Raw genomic sequence first — 22,711 nt, forward strand, 5'->3', positions numbered from 1 at the left:
TCGAAGGGGAATTGCATGTCTTCAATGGTGGATCATCTGGTCGCCGAAGTGCTGGCGCTGGATGTCAAATTACTCGCGTGTCAGGCACGCCTTGCCGTTTCGACTGACAGCGAAGCGCTGCACGATTTACGTACCACGGTGCGCCGTCTGCGCAGCGTATTGCGGCCCCTGCGGGAAAACCCGAGTGCGGCAGAGCTGGAAGAGGCGGCCAAGGCGGTCGGCCAATTGACCACGCCGCTGCGTGACATGCAGGTGCTCGCCGGGTTTCTTGAAGAGCAGGGTTTGAACGAGGCCGCGTTCACACGCAACCGCTACCTGGAAACCGCCTGCCCCAAGGTCGCCAGCTCGTCCGAGCTGACCCGTCTGCTCAAGCTGATTGACCGGTTCCCGGAAATGCTGCGTCTGCAACAGCGCCAGGGCATGTTGCGGGGTCTGCGCAAGACCATTGAAAAACGCATGGACAAGCAATGGCACAAGCTGCGTGTTGCCATCGCTGAGCCGGGACACGATCGGCATGACCTGCGTTTGCTGATCAAGCGCGTGCGCTACGCTGCCGAAGCCTATCCGCAACTCAGTCATCAGCCGAAAAACATGCAAGCCCGGCTCAAATCCGCACAAGGCGAACTGGGCGACTGGCATGATCATCTGCAATGGCTGGCGCAGGCTGCGGAACAACCTGATCTGGCCCCCTGCGTGCCGGGCTGGCAAATCGGCATAGTAGGTGCCGAACGCAAGGCCGAAGCGTCGCTCAAACGCCTGGCCAAGGCCTGTTTCTGATCCGGTAATTTATCGTGAGGCATGTCATTCAGGCCGCAAAAATGGCCATTATGCGGCCTGTCGATAACTAAGAGGATGGTTATCATCCATCCACTTGTGTGTTGACGTGTGGAGTGAACATGACCTTTTCTGAACTGATCGATGCGCTGCGTCGTGATCCTGGCGCTGTCACGATCCCTGCCGAATGGTCTCAGGGGCGTGCCTGCTTTGGCGGGCTGATGGCTGCGCTGACCTACGAAGCGATGCGTGCACAGGTGCCTGAAGGGCGGCCGGTTCGTTCGCTGGCGATCACCTTTGTCGGGCCGGCGGCGCCCGGGGTGCCGATTGCTTTCGAGGTCGACATCCTGCGCCATGGCAAGGCAGTCAGTCAGGTGCTGGGGCGCGCAGTGCAGAATGGTCAGGTAATGACCCTGATACAAGGCAGCTTCGGTGCCCCTCGAGAATCAATGATCACCTTTGCCGCAGAGGCCGCGCCGGTCCTCAAACCGGTCGGACAATGCCCGGAGCTACCGTTCGCCAGCGGCGTGATGCCTGATTACCTGCGTTTCATGGACATCCGCTGGGCGTTGGGCGGCATGCCTTTCAGTAACACCCAATCGCCGGCGATAGGCGGCTACGTGCGCTTTCGCGATGAGCCGCACGCCACGCCCATGAGCGAAGCGCATATTCTGGCCCTGGTGGACACCTGGCCGCCTGCGGTGTTGCCGCACCTGGACAAGCCGGCACCCGGCAGTTCACTGACCTGGACCATTGAGTTCGTCCAGCCCCAGCCGTCGCTGGATACTCTGCAGTGGTGCAGCTATCGCGCAGTCATCGAGCATGCCCGCGATGGCTATGGTCACACCGCCGCGGCATTGTGGAGCCCCGACGGCGAGCTGATCGCGATCAGTCGCCAGACGGTCACCGTGTTTGGCTGACCGGCAACCGGATCAAGGTTTGCGAGCGGCCCGAGCGGCGTCCTGGCGCTGAAAACCCAGCGCCGCCACCAGGCCGATCACGCCGATGGCAACCGATGAAAGGCTTTCGGAAAACAGACCGTTGAGGATCAGCAGGGCCGCCAGAATGAACAGCGGTACGGCGATCAGGTACAGGGCCAGACTGGTCGAGTGCTCCTGACTGTCGTTGCTGTCACGCCATTGATTCAACTGCAGATCGGAAATTGGCTTGTTCATGATGCGGTCCTCTTCAGGTAACGCGTAAAGCGTCGTTCAATGCCTGAAGGATAGGCCCGCGCGCCGATGGCTGACGAGTCAAGCCTGTCTATCGTGGCGATAGCCTGTTACAGCTTGAGCTGGCCAATGGCGGCATTCAGTTCGCCTGCCAGCGTGGCCAGTTCGTCACTGGTGCTGGCCGAGTCAACCGTCTGGATCACCGTGCGTTCGGTGACATCGCGGATACTCACCACCGCACGGTTCATCTCCTCGGCGACCTGACTTTGTTGCTGAGCCGCGACGGCGATCTGCGTGTTGCTTTCGCGCATCTGTGCCACGGCACCGGCAATCGCCGCCAGCGCATCACCGGCTTCCCGCGCCTGCTGCACGCATTCGTCAGCCTTGTACGAGCTCTCCTGCATGAAATCCACGGCATCGCGGGTGCCGTTTTGCAGGGTCGAGACCATCGTGGTGATTTCATCGGTGGAGGTTTGCACCCGCTTGGCCAGATTGCGTACCTCGTCGGCGACCACGGCAAAACCCCGACCCATTTCCCCGGCGCGTGCGGCTTCGATGGCTGCGTTGAGGGCGAGCAGGTTGGTCTGCTCGGCGATGCTGTGGATCACGTTGACCACACCGTTGATCTTCTGGCTGTCTTCGGCCATGCGCTGGATCATTTCCGCCGTCTGCTGCACGCCGCTGGACAGCCCCGCGATGGACACCTGCACGCGGTCGACCACCACTTTGCCACTGCCCGCCAGCGCGTCGGCGGTCTGCGACTGATCACGGGTAGCCGTGGCGTGCTGGGCAATGTGATGAACCGTAGCGGTCATCTCGTTGATGGCTGTGGCCACCTGGTCGGTTTCGCTTTGCTGGCCGAGCATGCCCTGGCGCACTTCCTTCATGCCCGCCGCCAGGTGCGCGGCACCCTGATCGAGACGGCCAGCGGTTTGTGAAACGGTATTGACCACTCGCTGATAGCCGGCCTGCATGGCATTAAAGGCCTTGGCCATCTGTCCGACCTCATCGTCACTGCGATTGGGAACACGGGCCGCCAGGTCGCCGCTTTTTTCCACATGCAGCATCACATCCTTGAGCGCGTTGAGCTGGCTGAGTAGAAAGCGGATCAGCAGTTGCGAAGCGCAGAGCATCAATAACATCAGCACGAAAACCGCAATCGCGTAGTGCGTGAAGCGATCCAGCATGACGTGCATGAAGGTCGGGGTGAATGCCAGTAGCGCAATCCGTTGCTCGGCGCCCCGGGTGATGATCTGCGCACCGCTCAGCCATCGATCGCCAGCGGGCTTGTTCAGCGCAACCCAGTCGCTGGCGTCAGCCAGTTCCGGCAGCGCAAGGCCATCGACGACCGGTGTCTGACCCTGGCGGTAAGTCAGCAATGTATCGTTGGAGGGCAGCGCTGCGTCGACGGGCCATGCGGCCAGCAGGCGCGCCTGCGCTTGTGCTGCCTGACGCGACGCATCCGTGCGCGCGTGTTGTTCAGTTTGCATGGCGTACAGCACCAGCAACAGGGTTGTGACGAAAGCGACCGCGTTGACGGCCCAGAACTTATATTTCAGTGACAGGTTGCCAAGCCATGAGCCCATGAGTGGTCTTCTTCGGTGATCGGTTGAGATAGCAGCAAGATGCCATCACTGTGCCTCAGCCAACGAAGAGACTCTTGATGCGGGTCAAGAAAGCTGCAGATTTTCATCCTCCGGGCTTGTTTTCAGCACTGGCAAGGCAAAAAAATGCCGTGCGCAATCTGTGCTGTGGCGTGCGAGGTCTTCCTGCGTTTCGCCCCGGTGCAAGGCTACTTCGCGCAAGACTTCCGGCAGGTAAGCCGGCTCGTTGCGACCGTTTTTCGGCTTGGGACGCAGGCTGCGTGGCAGCAGGTAGGGCGCATCGCTTTCCAGCATCAATCGGCCGCGAGGGATGTTGCTCACCAGCGCGTGCAGGTGGGTGCCGCGTCGTTCGTCGCAGATCCAGCCAGTGATGCCAATATGCAGATCAAGGTCCAGGTAACTGAACAGCGCGGCGCGCTCACCGGTGAAACAATGCACGACTGCCGCGGGCAGGCGGTCGCGGTAGTCGCGCAGAATCTCCAGCAACCGCTGGTTGGCGTCGCGTTCGTGGAGAAACACCGGTAATTGCAGTTCCACGGCCATGGCCAGATGCGCCTCGAGGACCTTTTCCTGCTGAGGGCGAGGCGAGAAATCGCGATTGTAATCCAGGCCGCATTCACCCACGGCGCGAACGCGATTTTCCTTGAGCAGGGCATGCAACTGTTTCTCGGTGTCGCCGGTCCAATCGCTCGCCGAATGCGGATGGATACCTGCCGTGCAGAACAGGCGTTGCGCGCTCTCATCCAGCTCGTGACACAACTGCAGGGCCTGTTCGCTGCCCTCGACACTGGTGCCGGTCACCACCAGTTGCTGGACGCCTGTGGCATAGGCGCGGTCGAGTACCGCCTGTCGCTGCGAGGCGAAGCTTGCGTTGGTCAGATTGACGCCGATGTCGATGAGTTGCATGGTGCTACCTCCAGCTGAAGGCTGTCGAGCATACCAGAGCTCTGGCCACAACAAGAAAACGCTGGGTATTCAAGCGATTGAACCTGAGGGTTCAACGATTTCCTTCGCTGTTCGATGCTGCTGCGTGACCTCAAGATTTCCTTTTTCCTGATTTTTTCCGGCATTGCCCTGGGGAAGTGAATGATCCGATCCGCGCTTGTGTCTTTGATGTGCCTGTTACCGCTGCTGCCCCTGCAGGTTTCTGCTCGTCAGACCGGTCCCGAGGTGGTGCAGCACACTGTGCAGGTGCGCGATTTGCCGGCGATTCGCAGCAGCAAGGTGCTGCGCGTGCTGGTCAATCAGAGCCGTAACAGCTCCGGTGACGTCAAGGGCCAGGAAATCGGCATCGAATACCATCGCCTGCAAGCCTTTGAGCAGTACCTCAACAGCCATGCCCGAGCGGGGCAGAGGGTCACGATCAAGGTCATCCCCAAGGCCAAGAACCAGTTGCTCACCGCCTTGCAGCGCGGAGAAGGCGACATGATCGCGCCGGGGGAACTGCTCGATGTCAGCGACGCCAAGGGTATTCAGGCCAGCGCACCGATCGTGCATGACGTGCCTCTGGTGCTGGTCGGTATTAGTGGTCAGCGCAGTGTGCGCCGTGTGGAGCAATTGTCCGGAAAGACCCTGAGCCTGCCCACCGGCAGTGCGGCCGACGAAGCTCTGCATCAGGTCAATCGACAACTGGAGCTGCGCAAGCTGCCCCTGGCAAAAATCGAATGGGTCGACCCCAGTCTGGCCGTCGAGGATGTGCTGGAAATGGTCCAGGCCGGGATTTACCCGATGACGCTGGTCGAGCAGCCGATCGCCGAGCGCTGGGCGAAGATCATGCCCAAACTGCGCATCGACCGCGGCCTTACCTTGCAGACCCACGGGGATATCAGCTGGTTCGTGCGTGACAATGCCACCCAGCTGCGGGCCAGTGTCGATGATTTCCTCAAAGGCTATAAGCCCTCGGCCCAGCAGGATCAGGTGTTGGCCAAGGCGTACAAGAACACCTACAAGGTCAACAACCCGCTGGTGCGCAACAACCTGCAGCGCCTGGAACAACTGCGTCCGATGCTGCAGCGCCATGCCGATGCGCAGGGCATGGACTGGCTGGACCTGGCTGCCCTCGCGTTCAAGGAATCCAGACTCGACCCGACTGCCAAGGGCAGCGGCGGCGCGACAGGTCTGTTGCAGATCACTCCGTCGGCGGCAAAAAGCGTTGGCGTACCGAGTATCCAGAGCGCTGACGACAATATCCGTGCCGGCTCGCGCTATATGGCGCTGATCCAGCGCAAGTATTTCTCCAGTAACCGCGTCAACGAACGCGAGCGCATGGCATTCGTGATGGCCGCCTATAACCTGGGGCCCGAGCGCGTGCAGGGCATGCGCGAGGAAGCGCGGCGTCGCGGGCTGAACCCGAATCAGTGGTTCTTCCAGACCGAACGTGTGGCAATGGAGCAGGGCGGTACCAATGTCGTTGCGTTCGTGAACAGCGTGAACAAGTACTACCTGGCTTTCGACCGCGAGCGTGACTCGCTGGAAAAGAGCGGCACGAAACCTGCGGTAAAACGCTAAAGATCGATTTATTCGATTTGTATGCGCCGTTATTTGCGGTTTTTACATGAGTGAATTTGATTATCATGGCGCCACTCGTTGTTAATTACTCACCACTCACGGAAAGTCGCCCATGAACACATTGATCAAGTCGGTCCTCACCACTCGCGCCGGTTACGGCCTGACTGTCCTGCGCGTCATCGTCGGTATCGCGTTCATCGCGCACGGCAGCCAGAAATTGTTCGGCGCCTTCGGCGGTTATGGCCTGGAAGGCACTGCGCAGTACATGGAAAGCCTGGGCTTGACGCCGGGTTACCTGATGGCGCTGATGTCAGGCAGCGCCGAATTCTTTGGCGGTCTGGGTCTGTTGTTGGGGCTGCTGGCTCGTCCGGCTGCGGTCGTGGTGATCCTGCTGTTGCTGGTGGCGATCTTCACCGTTCACATCCACAACGGTTTCTTCATGGCCAAAAACGGCTACGAGTACGCGCTGGCACTGCTCGGCGGTGCCGTGGCGGTACTCATCGAAGGTGCAGGCAAGTTGTCGCTGGACCGTATCATCGCCCGATAACCGGCTACGCTTNTGGCGGGCCTTGCGCGTTTGCAGGCACCCGCCATGAATGGCAATTGACAATGAATGGGACGTTTCTCTAGGATGCGTGCTCAAGCGCCGATTTAACAACTACTTGCGGGGCGCCTGGCAAGGCTGAGGCCTTGTCGAAATACCGCTAAAACGTTGGTTCGGTGTTGCCTCTCACCGCTGCCCAGCGGATCTTGCGAGGCAGAGAAACAACCATGAACAACCTGCGCCCCCTCATTCGTCTTTCCCCGATCAGCACGGTCTTGTCACGCAAGAACCCGAAAATCCTTCTCAGCGGCTCCCATCAGCCCACGCTGTTGCGCTATCTCGACGGCTGGCCCCGTCGGCGTGGCGGTTCCTGTGCGTTTCTGATTCAGTTCGTCGAGACCCACCAGTCTCTGAGCCATTTTGCCGACGATCAATTCGACCTCGCCGTGGTGCAATCGCCGCAGGCAGATGATGTCGGGCAGGTGATTAGTGACCTGACCCGCATTGCCCGGCAGGGCTTGATTACGCTGGGTTGAATGGCCTGAGTCAGCCAATTGGCATAGAAGGCATATTGCTGGCCCCCGACGTGTGAACGGACAGGCAAAATCGCCGCCTTATCAAAGGATTAGGTGGTTTTCGCATGCGTTTGGTCTATTGTGCTCTGGCGTGCCTGACGCTTTCCGGGCTGGCTTTCTCCGTACAGGCCAGAAACGCGACGGAAAACGAGCGTTATCTGTGTCGTTGGGGCTCGGCCATTGCGGGCGGTGCGCAGGCCTCCAAGTTGTCAGGCGTTACCCGCTATGGGGCGCGGCAGAAGCTGCAGGCGCGCAAGTTTGCCAAACAATGGATGCGGCCCATGGCATTGCGCATCACGGAACAGACCTACGACAGCGAGTCGCGGCTGAAGCCTGATGCGGTGACCAAGGTCTATTACGACGGCTGCATCCAGCACGAGGTGGCGCGACGTTGAGTCTTTGTCGCCTGTCGAACTGATTTTCGCAGGGCCGGAGAAACCGCTTGAGTACAAAGATCATCACCCGTGACGGGCATGAAGCCCTGAAGAAAGAGCTCGACTACCTGTGGCGAGAGCACCGGCCTGACATTACGCAAAAGGTCGCCTGGGCGGCATCGCTCGGGGATCGCAGCGAAAACGCCGATTACCAGTACAACAAGAAGCTGCTGCGCGAGATCGACCGACGCGTGCGCTACCTGCGCAAGCGCCTCGAAGACATGCGTGTCGTGCAGTATTCGCCGGAGCAGGAAGGGCGGGTGTTCTTCGGTGCCTGGGTCGAGATCGAAAACGAAGCGGGCGATCTCAAGAAATTCCGCATTGTCGGCTATGACGAAATCTATGGGCGCAACGACTACATCTCCATCGACTCGCCCATGGCGCGCGCCTTGCTGAAGAAGGAAGTCGGCGACGAGGTGCTGGTCAATACGCCCGAAGGCGAGAAGCTGTGGTTCGTGAACTCGATTGATTACGAGAAGTGAGGCCGGACGCAGAGCGCCCGGACCTCCATTCTCATGCGCTCATCGCTATACACAACTCCTGATGAGCCCGGAGAGTGGTGCTAAAACCGTAGCGTCAGGCAGGGTGCAGATCTCTGTGCGAGTGACCGGGGCGGCGATCCGCATTGCTCACGAAGACGTTGGTCCAAACGCCCTATTTCCGAAGGCTGTACCGGCCTCTTCGCGAGCAAGCTCGCTCCCACTGGATTGGTGAGTAGCCTCAACCCTCGCGTAGCACGGTCAGCGGACTGACGTTCAATGCGCGGCGGGTGCCGAATACACCGGCACCGCCGACCAGCAGGGCACCGATCACCGGGAGCAGCAATAGCCACGGATGCGGTTGCCATTCCAGCGAAAAGGCGTAGCGGTACAGTACAAAGCTCACCAGCTCACAACCGAGTGCCGCCAATACACCGCTCGCGGCGCCCAGCAAACCGAATTCGATGCGTCGCGACTTGATCAGCAGTGCTCGCTCTGCGCCCAGTGCCCGCAGCAGTGCGCCTTGCCGAATGCGTTCATCCAGCGTGGCCTGCAATCCGGAAAACAGCACGGCGATACCCGCGGCCAGCACGAACAGCAGGACGAACTGCACGGCCAGGGTGACCTGATCGAGGATGCTGCGTACCTGTGCCAGCAAAGCCTCTACACCCAGAATGCTGATGGACGGGTAGGCGCGCGACAGCTCGACGATCTGCTTGTCCTGGCCGGGTGGCAGGTAGAAACTGGTCAGGTAGGTGGTCGGCAGGTCGGCGAGGGTGCCGGGCTGGAAAATCATGAAGAAGTTGGGCTGGAAGGTATCCCAGTTCACATTCCTGAGGCTGGTCACCACGGCTTCGCGGGTCAGTCCGCCGACAATGAAGCTCAGGCGGTCGCCCAGCTTGATTTTCAGGCTGTCGGCCAGTTTGGCCTCGATCGAGACACCGGGCGTTGCATCACGTTGCCCGGAGTCAGGCAACGCCTTCCACCAGCTGCCGGCAGTCAGGGTATTGCCCTCGGGAAGCTCGGCGGCCCAGGTCAGGCTCAGGTCGCGACGCGTGGCATTTTCACCGCGCGAATCCTTGGTCACGAAGTTACTGACCGGTTCACCATTGATGCTGGTCAGGCGTCCTGGCACCACCGGGTAAAGGGGCGCAGCGTGAGTGGACAGCTTGCTCAGGGTCTGGGCGAAGTTTTCTTTATCGGCTGGCAGTACGTTGAGCACGAAATAGTTCGGTGCATCCTTGGGCAGCTGATTTTGCCAGGTGTCGAGCAGCTCACCGCGCAGCAGGGCGATCAAGCCCATCGACAACAGGATCAGGCCGAAAGCCAGTGATTGTCCGGCAGCGGCCAGCGGGTAACGCAGCAGTTGCCCCAAGCCCAGTCGCCAGGGCAGCGAGGCGCCGGACAGCAGACGGCGCAGGCTGTTGAGCGCCAGTAACAGCAGACTGCCGAGCAGCAGCGCGGCGACGATACCGCCACCCAGCAGGGCGAAGGTCAGCACCAGATCCAGGCTCAGACGCCACATGATCAGGCCCAGCGCAAGCAGCGCCGCGCCATACACGAGCCAGGAGCTGGCGGGGATCGGCAGCATGTCGCGGCGCAGAACACGCAGCGGCGGCACGCGACCCAGTGCAGCCAGCGGCGGCAGGGCGAAACCGGCCAGTGCTACCAGCCCGGTGCCCATGCCGGCCAGCGCAGGCAGCACGCCGCCTGGCGGAACGGTTGCCGGAAGCAGATTTTGCAGCAGCGCGAACAGCCCGAGTTGTGCAAGCCAACCCAGCAAGGCACCACTCAGGCTGGCCAGCAAGCCGATGATCGCCAGTTGCAGGCTGAACAGGGTCATCGCCTCACCGCGCGACAGCCCCAGGCAGCGTAGCAGGGCGCTGGCATCAAAGCGTCGTGCAGCGAATCGGGATGCCGACAGCGCCACGGCAACGCCCGCCAGTAAGACGGCAACCAGACTGGCCATATTCAAATAACGTTCGGCCTTGCCCAGTGCGCCGCCAATCTGCTGGCTGCCATCGCGGGCGTCCTTGATTTCCTGATGCGGCTCAAGACCCGGCTCGATGGCTTTGCGATAGGCCGCCAGTGCTTCCGGCGGGCCGCTCCACATCTCCCGATAGGTGACCCGGCTGCCCGGTTGCACCACGCCAGTGGCGGCAAGGTCCTGCAGGTTGATCATCACGCGCGGGGTCAGGCTGTAGAAGTTGCCTGCCCGGTCTGGCTCATAAGTCAGTATGCGGGTCAGTTTCAAGGTTTTGGAGCCGACGTCGAGGTCGTCTCCCACCTTCAGGTCGACCGCAGGAAGCAGGCGTGCCTCGACCCAGGCTTCACCCGGTTGCGGGCCGCTGCCAGCCTGTTCCGGCTGGTACAGGTCTGCGGCGCTTTTCAGTTCGCCGCGCAATGGGTAAGCGTCGTCCACCGCCTTGATGCTCGACAGCTGGATGCCCGCGTCGGTCGCGATCACGCTGGAAAAGACCACGATCTGCGCATGCTTGAGTTGCAGGCGTTTGCCTTCTTCGACCTGCTCGGCACGCGCCGGGCTCGAGCCTTCAAGGATCAGATCTGCGCCCAGGAACTCGGTCGCCCGCAGCAACATCGCGCCGTTCAGACGGGCGCCGAAATAACCGATGGCGGTGCTCGCCGCCACAGCGACCAGAAGGGCAAAGAACAATACCCGCAACTCTCCGGCGCGGGCATCGCGCATCAGTTGGCGGACAGCGAGGCTCAGCAGGCGGGCAAAAGGCAAGCGTGCCATCAAGGCTCCAGCGGGGCGACCAGTCGGCCCCCTTCAAGACGGATCAGTCGACGGCAGCGATGCGCCAGACGCTCATCGTGAGTGACCAGCACCAGCGTGGTGTTGCGCTCCTTGTTCAGTTCGAAGAGCAGGTCGCTGATACGTTCGCCGGTGTGGCTGTCGAGGTTGCCGGTGGGTTCGTCGGCGAACAGCACGTCGGGGTCGGCAGCGAAGGCGCGGGCAATGGCGACCCGTTGCTGTTCACCACCGGACAACTGACGCGGGGTATGGGTCAGGCGCTGGCCAAGGCCCACCCGTTGCAGCAGATCGCGGGCTTTTTCGCGGGCGTCTTTGCGGCCTTCGAGCTCCATCGGCAGCATGACGTTTTCCAGCGCGTTCAGGCTGTCGAGCAACTGGAACGACTGAAACACGAACCCGACGTGCTCGGCCCGCACTCTGGCGCGCTGGTCTTCATCCAGCTCGCTGAGATTGCGGCCTGAAAGGATGACCGAACCGGCGCTCGGCAGGTCCAGTCCGGCGAGCAAACCGAGCAGGGTGGATTTGCCCGAACCGGAGGCGCCGACGATGGCCAGCGTGTCGCCCTTGTTTAGTTCCAGGGAGAGTTCGTGCAGGATGGTCAGGTCACCTTCGGTGCTGGGGACTACTTTGCTGAGGCTTTGGGCACTGAGAATACTTTCACTCATGGAGAATCCGATGCGTGCGTTGTTTTTAAGTGCTGGCCTGGGGTTACTGCTGCTGTCACAGGGCGCGTTGGCGGGCACGGTATTGATCGTTGGGGATAGTATCAGTGCGGCTTTCGGGCTGGATACCCGCGTGGGGTGGGTCAGCCTGCTGGAACAGCGTCTGGGCAAGGAGGGATTCGACGACAAGGTGGTCAATGCCTCGATCAGTGGCGACACCAGTGCAGGCGGCCAGGCGCGTTTGCCTGCGCTGCTTGCAGAGCATAAGCCGGAGCTGGTTATTCTGGAGTTGGGGGGCAACGATGGCCTGCGCGGTCAGCAGCCTGCTCAATTGCAACAAAACCTTTCATCGATGATCGACCGCTCGCAAGCGGCGGGTGCCAAAGTGCTGTTGTTGGGCATGCGTATCCCGCCCAACTACGGGCCACGCTACACCAAGGCCTTTGAAGAGGTTTACAGCAACCTGGCCAAGGAGAAAAAGGTCCCCTTCGTGCCATTCTTTCTCGAAGGTGTAGGCGGGGTGCCTGAACTGATGCAGGCCGATGGTCTGCATCCGGCCGCCGCTGCTCAGGGCAAGTTGCTGGAAAATGTCTGGCCGAGCCTGAAACCGCTGCTTTGAGGCTTTCCCGGGCGGGGGCTTTCGGCTAATGTGGCGCCCCCGATCTGGAGCCCCCCATGCCGCGTCCCGCCTGGTCCCTGTATGCCTATCAAATGCTTGAACCCGATGAGCAGCTGGATCTGTTCGCCTGTCAGGAAGTGCGCGTCCATTTGATCGCTCGCCAATTGGAGCTGGGCGGCTCGATCGACCGTACATTATGTGGCACGTTGTTGCCGGCCCAGCCGCAAATGCGCGCCGTCGAACTGCAGGCCATGCGCGATGAGCGTCTGTGTCCCCTGTGCAAGGCCATCATGGATGCGCAGCGCAGAGGGATGAATCCGATCTGGCCTGAACTCTAGCTGTCATGACTGCCCGAAGGGCAACCGCAGATATCCCCGATCCGGCAAGGGCCGGTGTACACTTCAGTTCTTGTTTCCATCTCTTTAGTCGTTACCCGAAGGATCTTCCCGGATGTTGTCGCGCATTCCAGCCGTTACCCGCTGTCTGTCGCTTGCTGCTCTGTGCGCGGCGAGCTCTGTCCATGCACTGGAGTTTCCGTTGCCGCCGCCCGGCGAAGACATCGTGGGGCAGGTGCAGGTCATCAAGGCCAAATACGAAGACACCTTCGCCGACCTTGGCACCCAATATGATCTGGGCTACCTGGAAATGATCGCCGCCAACCCTGGTGTCGATCCCTGGCTGCCGGGTGCAGGCAAGGACATCGTGCTGCCGACCCGTTTCATTCTGCCGCCGGGGCCGCGCGAAGGGATTGTCATCAACCTTGCCGAATACCGCATGTATTACTACCCCAAGGGTCAGAATGTCGTGCACACCTATCCGCTGGGTGTCGGTCGTGAAGGCTGGGGGTCGCCGATCGGCGTGACCAAGGTGACGGCCAAGACGCCGAACCCGACCTGGACGCCGCCAGCCTCGATCAAGGCCGAGCATGCGGCCGATGGTGATCCGCTGCCAGACGTGGTGCCGGCCGGTCCGGACAACCCGCTGGGGCCGTTCAAATTCGGCCTCGGGCTTTCCGGCTACCTGATCCACGGCTCGAACAAGAAGTTCGGCATCGGCATGCGCACCAGTCATGGTTGTTTCCGCATGTATAACAATAACGTGCTGGAACTGGCCGACATGGCCCCGGTCGGTACGACGGTGCGCATCATCAGCGAGCCTTACAAGTTCGGGATCAGCGGCGGCAAGGTTTACCTGGAAGCGCACACGCCGGTTGATGACCTGGGCAACCCGTCGGTGGTCGACAAGCACACTGCGGTGATCAATGCGCTGCTCAAGCGTGACGACCTGGCCAATAACCTGCGCATGAACTGGGACGTGGTGCGTGATGTAGTCGCGGCCGAAGACGGCATACCGGTGGAGATCGCAGAACCGGGCAAAGCGCCTGCGAGTGCTGAAGAACCGGTGATTTTTCAGTAAATCGTCGCCGGCAGTTGCTCTCGTGCCAATGCTCAGCGTTGGCATGATAGTCAAAAGAAAAGTCATCGGGTCTTAGCCCTGTCCCTGGAGTCATTCAGGCTTCTGCAGGCAATCACTCAGCCAGACNGCCGACCCGTTGCCGGGTCGGCTTTCAATAACCCCGGGGGATTATTACTTGCGGCTGGCTTTGTCCAACATGCGCAGAGCGCGCTCGTTGGCTTCGTCAGCAGTTTGCTGAGCTTTTTGAGCAGCAGCCAGAGCTTCGTCAGCCTTGCGGTAGGCTTCGTCGGCACGTGCTTGCGAACGAGCTGCTGCGTCTTCGGTAGCTGTCAGACGAGCTTCGGTTTCTTTGGATACGCTGCTGCAACCGGTAGCCAGAACTGCGGCCAGAGCCAGAGCAGAGAATTTCAGAACGTTGTTCATCGTGTTCACCTTCAAGGAATTTTTTTTCAAATTAGTCATCTCTCGAAAATGAGAAAACGACCGGCGTACATAGTACCCATTGTTTGTAGTAAGTAAACGGACCCGGCGCAAGAAGCTGCTAAAATTCCTCGCTTTGAAAGCGTTCCGCGTTACTTCTCAAGCGTTCTGTACAAAAACTATCCACTTTAACGGGACCCATGCCGTGCTGAAGCGTTCCCGACAGTTCTCATCAGCCCTGGCCTGATCGACTGTCGGTCGGCACGCGAACATTTAAAGGTGTTTTTACATCGACCGCGCTTGAGCATAGTCGCTAATGGCGCCTACTATCTCAATGTGATGTCCGTCGAGATCGGCAGTGCTCTACCGGTGTCGAAAACAGACACTGGGTGGCGTAGATGTTCCTTCGCCTGAAAAAGACCGGTAAGGTAGGGGTCAAATTCCAAGACCCGCGAGGAGTAGCGATGAGCGAGGCGTTGTCCATCCACCATGACGAAGTCGGCCACCATTTCGAAATCATTATCGACGGCCACCGTGCTTATCTGACCTACATGGATCTCGGCAAGCAGACCCTGGATTTCTATCGGACCTTTGTGCCGGACGCCTTGCGAGGTCGCGGAATTGCCGCGGCGCTGACCAAGGAGGCGCTCGATTATGCCGACAGCATGGGCTATTCCGTCATACCGTCCTGCTCTTATGTAGAGCGTTATATGGAGTTGCATGATCTGCAGTCGCAGGCGGCCAAACTCTGAGGACCTGTCACTACCGANCCGAGCATTTGCTCGGCGTTTTCGTTTATTGCGGTGCAGTCGGTCAGGCAATCACTTGCGCTTGCGAGCTGGCAGCACATCCCTGAGTTTCGCATGCATGCTGCGCAGGGTCTTTTCGGTGCTTTCCCAATCGATGCAGGCATCGGTAATGGACACGCCGTACTGCAATTCCGACAGGTCCTTGGGAATCGCCTGGCATCCCCAGTTCAAATGGCTCTCGACCATCAGGCCAATGATCGATTCGTTGCCTTCCAGGATCTGGTTGGCGACGTTTTCCATCACCAGCGGTTGCAGGGCCGGGTCCTTGTTGGAGTTGGCATGGCTGCAGTCGACCATGATGTTCGGACGAATGCCGGACTTGTTCAGGGCCTGTTCGCAGAGCGCGACGCTGACCGAGTCATAGTTGGGCTTGCCGTTGCCGCCGCGCAGCACCACATGACCGTAGGCATTGCCTTTGGTGGTCACGATCGACACGCCGCCTTCCTGGTTGATACCCAGGAAACGATGCGGGCTCGACACCGATTGCAAGGCGTTGATGGCAACGGTCAGGCCGCCGTCGGTCCCGTTCTTGAAGCCGACTGCCGAGGACAGGCCCGAAGCCATCTCACGGTGAGTCTGGGATTCTGTGGTGCGCGCGCCGATGGCCGACCAGCTGATCAGGTCCTGCAGATACTGCGGAGAGATCGGGTCCAGGGCTTCGGTGGCGGTGGGCAGCCCCATTTCGGCCAGATCCAGCAGTAGCTGGCGACCGATGTGCAGGCCGTCCTGGATCTTGAACGAGTCATCCAGGTACGGGTCGTTGATCAGACCTTTCCAGCCTACCGTGGTGCGTGGCTTCTCGAAGTAGACGCGCATCACCAGATACAGCGTGTCGGATACTTCCGCCGCCAGCGCCTTGAGACGCTCGGCGTACTCCTTGGCTGCCTTCAGGTCGTGGATCGAGCACGGGCCGATCACAATGAACAGGCGGTGATCATGGCCATCGAGAATGTTGCGAATCACTTCGCGACCCTGGCTGACGGTCTGCAGGGCAGCATCGGTCAGGGGGATGTCGCGCTTGAGCTGATCCGGAGTGATCAGAGTCTCGTTGGAGGCAACGTTGAGGTCGTCAATCGGTAAATCAGCCATCGTGTTACTCATCAGGTCGCGGGTACTGGCCGCCAACGGTCCCCCGTGCGGCGGTGCCCAGCAGGTTTGAGCGCAGCGGGGAGCCGAACCTTAGCGCGTTATCGCGTTGTTCGACAATAAGTAAACGAGGTATCGGCCAGGTCTTTGGCCGAGATGCGCTGCCTTATTGCAAGACAATCCGCTGCGACGGATAGTGTACGGCCGCAAATAGCGAGACAGTCAAGGGAGAGGTCATGAGTGTTGATTCTCGTCGTCCGCGCGTCGGCATCATAGGTACGGGTGCCATCGGTGGCTTTTACGGACTGATGCTGGCGCGTGCCGGATACGATGTGCATTTTCTGCTGCGCAGCGAGTTTGACACGGTGGCGCGCGAAGGTTTGCAGGTCAAAAGCGCCGTGCATGGCGAATTGTCCCTCAAGCCCGTTCAGGCGTATCGCTCGGCGGCTGAAATGCCGCCTTGTGACTGGCTGCTGGTCGGCACCAAGAGCACCGGCAATGCCGCGCTCGGTCCGATCATTCGCCAGGCGGCTGCGCCGAACGCCAGCGTGCTGCTGTTGCAGAACGGTCTGGCTGTCGAAGACCAACTGCGTAATGTCCTGCCCGACAGCCTGCATATGCTCGGCGGGCTGTGTTTCGTCTGCGTCAACCGGGTTGCGCCCGGCGTCGTTGCCCATGAAGCTTTCGGCGCGGTCAGCATTGGCTATCACAGCGGCCCGGCAGCCGATGAGGCGAGCCGCATGGCGGTCGTCGAAGCCTGTGCCGCTCTGTTCAGCACGGCCGGCATCGACGCCCCGGTCATGGCCAATCTGCAGCAGGCCCGCTGGCAGAAGCTGGTCTGGAATGTGCCCTACAACGGGCTGTCGGCCTTGTTGCAGACCAGTACCGGACGATTGATGGCCGATCCGGACAGTCAGGCCTTGATCCGGGCGCTGATGGACGAGGTCGTGCAGGGCGCCGAGGCCTGTGGGCATACTTTGCCGCCGGGTTTCGCGCAGCATCTGTTTACAGTGACCGAAAGCATGCCGGATTACAGGCCCAGCATGTACCACGACCTGGCCGAAAGACGCCCGCTGGAGCTGGACGCCATTTATGCCCGGCCCCTTGCAGCGGCGCTTGCCGCCGGGTTTGACATGCCTCGCGTGCGGGCGCTTTATCAGGCACTGGCGTTCATCGATCGGGGCAACCACCCGGCAAGCAAGGAGTGATTCATGACAGAAGCTGAAGACCACAAGCTGGTACTGGCGATTTCATCGCGCGCGCTGTTCGATCTGCGCGACAGTCATGAGGTGTACATGGCCGATGGGGTCGAGGCCTACCGCAAGTATCAGATCGAGCATGAGGATGAAATTCTCGCGCAGGGCGATGCGTTCCCGCTGGTCGAAAAACTCCTGAGCCTCAATGCCAGTCTGCAAAAGGCGCGCGTCGAAGTGGTGCTGGTGTCACGCAACAGTGCCGATACCGGCCTGCGGGTTTTCAACTCGATTCAGCATTATGGCCTCGACATCAGCCGCGCCGCCTTTGCTGGCGGACGCAGTCCTTACCCGTATCTCGCAGCGTTTGGCTGCCACCTGTTTCTCTCCACGCATGCCGAGGATGTGCGCAGCGCCCTGGATGCGGGGTTTGCGGCCGCGACCATCCTTTCGGGTGGCGCACGGCGTGCAGCCAGCGCCGAGCTGCGGATTGCCTTCGATGGCGACGCTGTGTTGTTTTCCGACGAATCAGAGCGGGTGTACCAGAGCGGCGGGCTGGCGGCCTTTCAGGCCAGCGAGCGTGAGTGGGCTCGCGAGCCGTTGCGCGGCGGTCCCTTCAAGCCGTTTCTCGCCGCACTCAATCAACTGCAGCGCGAGTTTCCCGACGTGAGCTGCCCGATTCGCACCGCGCTGGTCACGGCTCGCTCGGCACCTGCCCATGAGCGCGTGATCCGCACCTTGCGCGAATGGGACATTCGTCTGGACGAGTCGCTGTTTCTCGGTGGCTTGCAAAAGTCGGCCTTTCTTGAAGCGTTCGCCGCCGATGTGTTTTTCGACGATCAGCCCGGCCATTGCGAGAAGGCGCGTGATGTGGTGGCGACGGGGCACGTTCCGCACGGCATCAGCAACGAAATAGTGCCACTTGCCGACGGGGGCTGAGAAGTCCGCCGTCGCAGCCGAGGATGCGCTGCTACGCTGAGTCAATCTCCGCCATTCCGGTTGTATGGGAGGTTGTATGGTCCGTTCGATGCTGTATGCCGCAGACCTCGGTCTGTACGCGCCTTATGTAACGCAGCACGCGCTGGCGCTGGCTCGAACGTTCAACGCCGAGCTGTACGTTATCCATGTCGTCGAGCCTTTGGGCCTGTTCGCCGAGTCGGTGCTGCAGAGTTACCTGGGCGAGGAAGCGTTGAAAGAGCTTCGCGGCAAGGGTGTGAATGCGTTTCTGAGTGGAATAGAGCAACGAATGCTCGACGGGTTTCGTGAAGAACTGGGCGAAGGGCACTCGGACCTTTCCCTGATTCGTACGGTGCGTGTCGTTCAGGGCGAGCCTGCCAGCGTGATTCTCGAACAGGCGCACAGGCTGAATGTGGATTTGCTGGTGGTCGGCAGTCACAGCCGCAGGATGGAAGAGGGCACCTCTATAGGCCGCACGGCTGCCAGGGTCCTGCAGTTTTCCGACGTGCCGGTCTACATGGTTCCGATGATGTTGAAAAAGGGGCGGGGGTAGAGGGAAGGTCCAATTGGTGGTTTTAATGAAATCGAGCGTGCGATCACCTTACAAAGGTGATAAAAAGTTCTAGAATTATTCGTCTCACCATTAATCCAGTTATATACCGTCGCCGATACCCATAGGGTTTATCTGCTTTGAGGGATACATATGAAGCTCCAACAACTGCGCTACATTTGGGAAGTGGCGCACCACGACCTCAACGTTTCCGCGACGGCCCAGAGCCTTTACACCTCCCAGCCCGGTATCAGCAAGCAGATCCGCCTGCTTGAAGACGAGCTGGGCGTCGAGGTTTTCGCCCGCAGTGGCAAGCACCTGACGCGTGTGACACCGGCAGGCGAGCGCATCATCACCACAGCGGGCGAGATCCTGCGCAAGGTCGAGAGCATCAAGCAGATTGCCCAGGAGTTCTCCAACGAGAAGAAGGGCACGCTGTCGATCGCCACCACTCACACCCAGGCGCGTTATGCCTTGCCGCCGGTAATCAGCAACTTCATCAAGCAATACCCAGATGTCGCGCTGCACATGCATCAGGGCTCACCGATGCAGATCGCCGAAATGGCGGCTGACGGGACGGTTGATTTTGCCATCGCCACCGAGGCCCTCGAGCAGTTCAGCGATCTGGTGATGATGCCGTGCTATCGCTGGAACCGTTGCATTGTCGTGCCGCAGGGGCACCCGTTGACCAAGGCGCCGAAGCTGACGCTGGAATTGCTCGCCGAATACCCGATCGTGACTTACGTCTTCGGCTTTACCGGCCGTTCCAAGCTGGACGAGGCGTTCAGCCATCGCGGGCTGGTGCCCAAGGTCGTGTTTACGGCGGCGGATGCCGACGTGATCAAGACCTATGTCAGGCTGAATCTAGGCGTGGGCATCGTGGCAAGAATGGCGATAGACGAGGCGGTGGACAGCGACCTGGTGGTGCTCGATGCCAGTGACCTGTTCGAGTCCAGCGTGACAAAAATCGCTTTCCGTCGCGGCACCTTCCTGCGTGGTTTCATGTGCGATTTCATCGAGAAATTCGCACCGCACCTGACCCGCGAAGTCATGGCCAAGGCGATTCAGTGCCATAACAAGCAGGAAATGGAAGAGCTGTTTGCCAACGTCGAGTTGCCGGTGCACTAGGAGCAGCGGCAAGCTGCAAGTCAGCGCCGGACGCGCGTTGACTTGTAGCTTGCAGGTCGAGGCGTGCCTCTGGCTGCGTCAGTTGCGCGCTATCAGATTGCCCGCATGCAGCCCGCATTCCTTCTGCGTGGCTTCCTCCCACCACCAGCGACCTTCGCGCTCGTGCTGGTTCGGCAGTACCGGGCGGGTGCAGGGTTCGCAGCCGATGCTGATGAAGCCGCGCTCGTGCAGGCTGTTATAGGGCAGCTCCAGCATGCGGATGTAGCCCCAGATTTCCTCGCTGCTCATCTGTGCCAACGGGTTGAATTTGTACAGCGTGCGCTCGGGCGTCGAAAATGCGCTGTCGACTTCCACTGCAGCAACGGCACTGCGCGTGCCGGGGCTCTGATCACGGCGCTGGCCGGTTGCCCAGGCGCTGACGCCAGACAGTTTGCGTCGCAGCGGCTCGATCTTGCGGATGCCGCAGCATTCGCCGTGACCATCCCGGTAAAAGCTGAACAGGCCCTTTTCCTTGACGAAAGGTTCAAGTTTGCTGTGGTCGGGCGAAACGATCTCGATTTCGATCTTGTAGTGCTCGCGGACCTGTTCGATGAAACGATAGGTTTCCGCGTGCAGGCGCCCGGTGTCCAGGCTGAAGACCTTGACGTTCTTGTTCAGCTTCCAGGCCATGTCGACCAGAACCACGTCCTCGGCACCGCTGAACGAGATCCACAGGTCGTCGCCGAAGTGTTCGAAGGCCAGCTTCAGAATGTCTTGTGCAGACTTGTTCGCATAGGTCGTCGCCAGTTCAGCGACGTCGAAAGGTTGGCTCATCAGGCGGCTTCCTAAAATGCAAGAGTGGCGCTTAAGCGCTCGTGATGGCGGCAATGGTAACAAAATCCGCTGTTCAGTGGCCGTTGCCAGCGGCTAGAGTGCTGCTTGCGTCGAGCGTGAATGGTCTGAGGAGTGTGTTGTGGAAATTGCCTGTCTGGACCTCGAAGGGGTACTGGTCCCGGAAATCTGGATCGCCTTTGCCGAAAAAACCGGTATCGAATCGCTGCGTGCCACCACGCGGGACATTCCCGATTACGACGTGCTGATGACGCAGCGCCTGCGCATTCTTGATGAGCACGGTCTGAAACTGGCGGACATTCAGGCAGTGATCGGCACCCTCAAGCCGCTGGAGGGCGCCGTGGAGTTTGTCGACTGGCTGCGTGAGCGGTTTCAGGTGGTGATTCTCTCGGACACTTTCTATGAGTTCTCTCAGCCACTGATGCGTCAACTGGGTTTTCCGACCCTGCTGTGTCATCGTCTGATCACTGACGAGACCGATCGGGTGGTCAGTTACCAGTTACGCCAGAAAGACCCCAAGCGTCAGTCGGTGCTGGCCTTCAAGAGCCTGTATTACCGGGTCATTGCTGCCGGTGATTCGTACAACGACACGACCATGCTGGGCGAGGCCGACGCAGGTATCCTGTTCCACGCTCCCAATAACGTGATCCGCGAATTCCCGCAGTTTCCGGCGGTGCACACGTTCGATGACCTGAAAAAGGAATTCATCAAGGCCTCGAATCGGGATCTGATGCTTTAGGCGGGGCGAACTCCCGGCGCTTCGTTCCCACAGAAGCCGGATCTCAGAGCGCCTCAAGCGTCTCCAGTAGCACACGAACCTTGGTGAAAGTTTCCTGATACTCGGCGTCGCAGTCGGAATCGGCGACGATGCCGCCACCGCCCCAGCAGGAAATCTGTCCGTTCTTGACCAGCAGGCTGCGGATGGCGATCGAACTGTCCATCTCGCCGCGCACGTCCAGGTACATCAGCGAGCCGCAATACAGGCTGCGACGGGTCGGCTCCAGCTCGTCGATGATCTGCATGGCGCGGATCTTCGGCGCACCCGTGATCGAGCCGCCGGGAAAGCTGCCGCCGATCAGGTCCAGTGCATCGTTGCCAGCGGCCAGCTCGCCGGTCACGCTGCTCACCAGGTGGTGCACATTGGGGTAGCTTTCGAGGCTGAACAGCTCGGGGACTTTCACCGAGCCGATGCGGCAACTGCGGCCCAGGTCGTTACGCAGTAAATCGACGATCATCAGGTTTTCTGCGCGATCCTTCTCGCTGGCCAGCAGTTCGGCGGCGAAGGCGGCATCCTGCGCGGGGTCCGCGCTACGGGGGCGAGTGCCTTTGATCGGGCGGGTTTCGACCTGCCGGGCGCTGACCCGCACGAAGCGCTCCGGCGAAAGACTCAGAATCGCATCGGCTCCCGGCAGGCTCAGGTAGCCGGCGAACGGCGTCGGGCAAGCCGCTCGCAGTGCACAATAAGCGGCCCACGGGTCACCAGCGCACTGCGCCTGAAAGCGTTGTGCGAAGTTCACCTGATAGCAGTCACCAGCCTGAATGTAGGCCTGAATTCGTTGGAAAGCCTGGCGATAGTGATCCGCGCTGATGCTGGCTTGAAACGGCTGGCTGAGGCGGAACTCCGCGTGCGGCTCAGGGACATCGACAGAGAACAGCTCAATCAGCCGTTTGCGCTCGCGTGTGGCCAGGGACGGGTGAAAAATCAGCTGGCTGGTCTGCTCCTGATGATCACTGATCAGCGCCCAGGCGTAGAGCCCCAGACGGGCCTCGGGCAGTTGCAGGTCGTCAATGGCCTGATCCGGCAAAGGCTCCAGGCGTCGACCGAATTCATAGCTCAGATAACCGATCAGGCCGCCAGCGAAGGGCAGTTCGCATCCGTCAGGCAGCTGTGCTGTGCCGAGCGCCTCGAGACTGTCGCGCAAGCGCTGGAGATAGGCAGCCCCGTCCTCGTCATCGGTTACGCTCAGTTCCTGCAGCGGCCATGCGCTGAGCAGGTCATGTCGGCCCCGAACGGCTGCTGGTCTGCCGCTGTCGAGCAGCACCGCACCCGGCGCTTCGCGGATTCGCGCAAAGAACGCGATCGGGTCGGCGCTGTAGGGCAGGGGGTGTATCGAGCAGATCGGCATCGTCGAATATCGGTCTTGGAAACGCGGCTGGCGATTGTAGCCTTGCCG

At 60.4% G+C, this 22,711-nt stretch carries 25 protein-coding genes; 16 read left to right on the top strand and 9 right to left on the bottom strand.

The window, feature by feature from the left end; all coding sequences use genetic code 11:
• Positions 1-15: 15 nt before the first annotated feature.
• Both AO388_RS01900 and AO388_RS01905 read left to right on the top strand, forming a co-directional pair.
• Positions 16-777, top strand: a complete 762-nt coding sequence (locus tag AO388_RS01900; protein ID WP_063613797.1) for a CHAD domain-containing protein — start codon at positions 16-18, stop codon at positions 775-777.
• A gap of 119 nt (positions 778-896) precedes the next feature.
• Entirely contained in the window at positions 897-1,694 is a 798-nt protein-coding gene (locus AO388_RS01905; RefSeq protein ID WP_003433066.1) for an acyl-CoA thioesterase, read from the top strand.
• A 12-nt stretch (positions 1,695-1,706) separates the two neighbouring features.
• Here the strand turns inward: AO388_RS01905 and AO388_RS01910 are convergent, their stop codons facing one another.
• From AO388_RS01910 to AO388_RS01920, 3 genes are all read right to left on the bottom strand, one after another.
• Positions 1,707-1,949 carry a hypothetical protein gene (locus tag AO388_RS01910; RefSeq protein ID WP_003433065.1) on the bottom strand — a complete coding sequence of 81 codons (243 nt, stop codon included), beginning with the start codon at positions 1,947-1,949 and terminating at the stop codon, positions 1,707-1,709.
• A gap of 107 nt (positions 1,950-2,056) precedes the next feature.
• Positions 2,057-3,532, bottom strand: a complete 1,476-nt coding sequence (locus AO388_RS01915; RefSeq protein WP_003433064.1) for a methyl-accepting chemotaxis protein — start codon at positions 3,530-3,532, stop codon at positions 2,057-2,059.
• 84 nt (positions 3,533-3,616) lie between these two features.
• Complete coding sequence (locus AO388_RS01920; protein ID WP_003433063.1) at positions 3,617-4,456, bottom strand: TatD family hydrolase; 840 nt, start codon at positions 4,454-4,456, stop codon at positions 3,617-3,619.
• 180 nt (positions 4,457-4,636) lie between these two features.
• Here AO388_RS01920 and AO388_RS01925 point away from each other — a divergent pair, with 180 nt between their 5' ends.
• The 5 genes from AO388_RS01925 (at position 4,637) to greB (ending at position 8,093) form a co-directional block, all read left to right on the top strand.
• On the top strand, positions 4,637-6,058 hold the full coding sequence (locus tag AO388_RS01925) for a transglycosylase SLT domain-containing protein (protein ID WP_058415991.1): 1,422 nt from the start codon (positions 4,637-4,639) through the stop codon (positions 6,056-6,058).
• A gap of 112 nt (positions 6,059-6,170) precedes the next feature.
• Complete coding sequence (locus tag AO388_RS01930) at positions 6,171-6,605, top strand: DoxX family protein (RefSeq protein WP_003366798.1); 435 nt, start codon at positions 6,171-6,173, stop codon at positions 6,603-6,605.
• A 224-nt stretch (positions 6,606-6,829) separates the two neighbouring features.
• Positions 6,830-7,138: a hypothetical protein gene (locus tag AO388_RS01935; RefSeq protein ID WP_003366800.1), complete on the top strand. Its 309-nt coding sequence runs from the start codon at positions 6,830-6,832 to the stop codon at positions 7,136-7,138.
• A 104-nt stretch (positions 7,139-7,242) separates the two neighbouring features.
• Positions 7,243-7,572 carry a hypothetical protein gene (locus AO388_RS01940; RefSeq protein ID WP_003316621.1) on the top strand — a complete coding sequence of 110 codons (330 nt, stop codon included), beginning with the start codon at positions 7,243-7,245 and terminating at the stop codon, positions 7,570-7,572.
• Positions 7,573-7,619: 47 nt separating this feature from the next.
• Positions 7,620-8,093 (top strand): transcription elongation factor GreB, encoded by a 474-nt coding sequence (gene greB, locus AO388_RS01945; protein ID WP_003316622.1) that lies wholly within the window; start codon positions 7,620-7,622, stop codon positions 8,091-8,093.
• A gap of 238 nt (positions 8,094-8,331) precedes the next feature.
• Here greB and AO388_RS01950 read toward each other — a convergent pair whose 3' ends face one another.
• On the bottom strand, positions 8,332-10,848 hold the full coding sequence (locus AO388_RS01950) for an ABC transporter permease (RefSeq protein WP_003433061.1): 2,517 nt from the start codon (positions 10,846-10,848) through the stop codon (positions 8,332-8,334).
• Entirely contained in the window at positions 10,848-11,531 is a 684-nt protein-coding gene (locus AO388_RS01955; RefSeq protein WP_003366807.1) for an ABC transporter ATP-binding protein, read from the bottom strand. Before AO388_RS01955 ends, AO388_RS01950 begins: the two co-directional genes overlap by 1 nt.
• Positions 11,532-11,541: 10 nt before the next feature.
• Between AO388_RS01955 and AO388_RS01960 the strand changes: the two genes are divergently transcribed.
• The 3 genes from AO388_RS01960 to AO388_RS01970 all read left to right on the top strand — a co-directional run bounded on the left by AO388_RS01960 (position 11,542) and on the right by AO388_RS01970 (position 13,563).
• Complete coding sequence (locus AO388_RS01960; RefSeq protein ID WP_003366808.1) at positions 11,542-12,147, top strand: arylesterase; 606 nt, start codon at positions 11,542-11,544, stop codon at positions 12,145-12,147.
• A 56-nt stretch (positions 12,148-12,203) separates the two neighbouring features.
• Entirely contained in the window at positions 12,204-12,485 is a 282-nt protein-coding gene (locus AO388_RS01965; RefSeq protein ID WP_003315714.1) for a hypothetical protein, read from the top strand.
• Between the two features lie 112 nt (positions 12,486-12,597).
• Positions 12,598-13,563: a L,D-transpeptidase family protein gene (locus AO388_RS01970; protein ID WP_003433060.1), complete on the top strand. Its 966-nt coding sequence runs from the start codon at positions 12,598-12,600 to the stop codon at positions 13,561-13,563.
• Between the two features lie 171 nt (positions 13,564-13,734).
• On the opposite strand, the gene oprI is transcribed toward AO388_RS01970, so the two are convergent.
• Positions 13,735-13,986 carry an outer membrane lipoprotei OprI gene (oprI, locus tag AO388_RS01975; protein WP_002553018.1) on the bottom strand — a complete coding sequence of 84 codons (252 nt, stop codon included), beginning with the start codon at positions 13,984-13,986 and terminating at the stop codon, positions 13,735-13,737.
• 461 nt (positions 13,987-14,447) lie between these two features.
• On the opposite strand from oprI, the gene AO388_RS01980 reads away from it, so the two are divergent.
• The gene (locus AO388_RS01980; RefSeq protein ID WP_003315710.1) at positions 14,448-14,735 is read left to right on the top strand and encodes a GNAT family N-acetyltransferase; all 288 of its coding nucleotides are present in this window, start codon (positions 14,448-14,450) and stop codon (positions 14,733-14,735) included.
• Between the two features lie 69 nt (positions 14,736-14,804).
• Here the strand turns inward: AO388_RS01980 and AO388_RS01985 are convergent, their stop codons facing one another.
• Complete coding sequence (locus AO388_RS01985; RefSeq protein WP_003366814.1) at positions 14,805-15,881, bottom strand: 3-deoxy-7-phosphoheptulonate synthase; 1,077 nt, start codon at positions 15,879-15,881, stop codon at positions 14,805-14,807.
• A 233-nt stretch (positions 15,882-16,114) separates the two neighbouring features.
• Between AO388_RS01985 and AO388_RS01990 the strand changes: the two genes are divergently transcribed.
• The 4 genes from AO388_RS01990 (at position 16,115) to cysB (ending at position 19,706) form a co-directional block, all read left to right on the top strand.
• Positions 16,115-17,086, top strand: coding sequence for a putative 2-dehydropantoate 2-reductase (locus tag AO388_RS01990; protein WP_003433058.1), 972 nt, complete (start codon positions 16,115-16,117; stop codon positions 17,084-17,086).
• A 3-nt stretch (positions 17,087-17,089) separates the two neighbouring features.
• Positions 17,090-18,010, top strand: coding sequence for a 5'-nucleotidase (locus tag AO388_RS01995; protein WP_058415992.1), 921 nt, complete (start codon positions 17,090-17,092; stop codon positions 18,008-18,010).
• A 76-nt stretch (positions 18,011-18,086) separates the two neighbouring features.
• Entirely contained in the window at positions 18,087-18,581 is a 495-nt protein-coding gene (locus AO388_RS02000) for a universal stress protein (RefSeq protein ID WP_003433056.1), read from the top strand.
• Between the two features lie 150 nt (positions 18,582-18,731).
• Positions 18,732-19,706 (top strand): HTH-type transcriptional regulator CysB, encoded by a 975-nt coding sequence (cysB, locus tag AO388_RS02005; protein ID WP_003315705.1) that lies wholly within the window; start codon positions 18,732-18,734, stop codon positions 19,704-19,706.
• Between the two features lie 78 nt (positions 19,707-19,784).
• Here the strand turns inward: cysB and AO388_RS02010 are convergent, their stop codons facing one another.
• Positions 19,785-20,519, bottom strand: a complete 735-nt coding sequence (locus AO388_RS02010) for a phosphoadenylyl-sulfate reductase (protein WP_003366821.1) — start codon at positions 20,517-20,519, stop codon at positions 19,785-19,787.
• 139 nt (positions 20,520-20,658) lie between these two features.
• Here AO388_RS02010 and thrH point away from each other — a divergent pair, with 139 nt between their 5' ends.
• Entirely contained in the window at positions 20,659-21,276 is a 618-nt protein-coding gene (gene thrH, locus AO388_RS02015; RefSeq protein WP_003366824.1) for a bifunctional phosphoserine phosphatase/homoserine phosphotransferase ThrH, read from the top strand.
• Between the two features lie 43 nt (positions 21,277-21,319).
• Here thrH and pabB read toward each other — a convergent pair whose 3' ends face one another.
• Entirely contained in the window at positions 21,320-22,663 is a 1,344-nt protein-coding gene (gene pabB, locus AO388_RS02020) for an aminodeoxychorismate synthase component I (protein ID WP_003433055.1), read from the bottom strand.
• Positions 22,664-22,711 lie beyond the last annotated feature (48 nt).

Origin of the sequence: Pseudomonas sp. ICMP 10191, assembly GCF_001467335.1 — a bacterium.
GTDB lineage: Bacteria > Pseudomonadota > Gammaproteobacteria > Pseudomonadales > Pseudomonadaceae > Aquipseudomonas > Aquipseudomonas cerasi.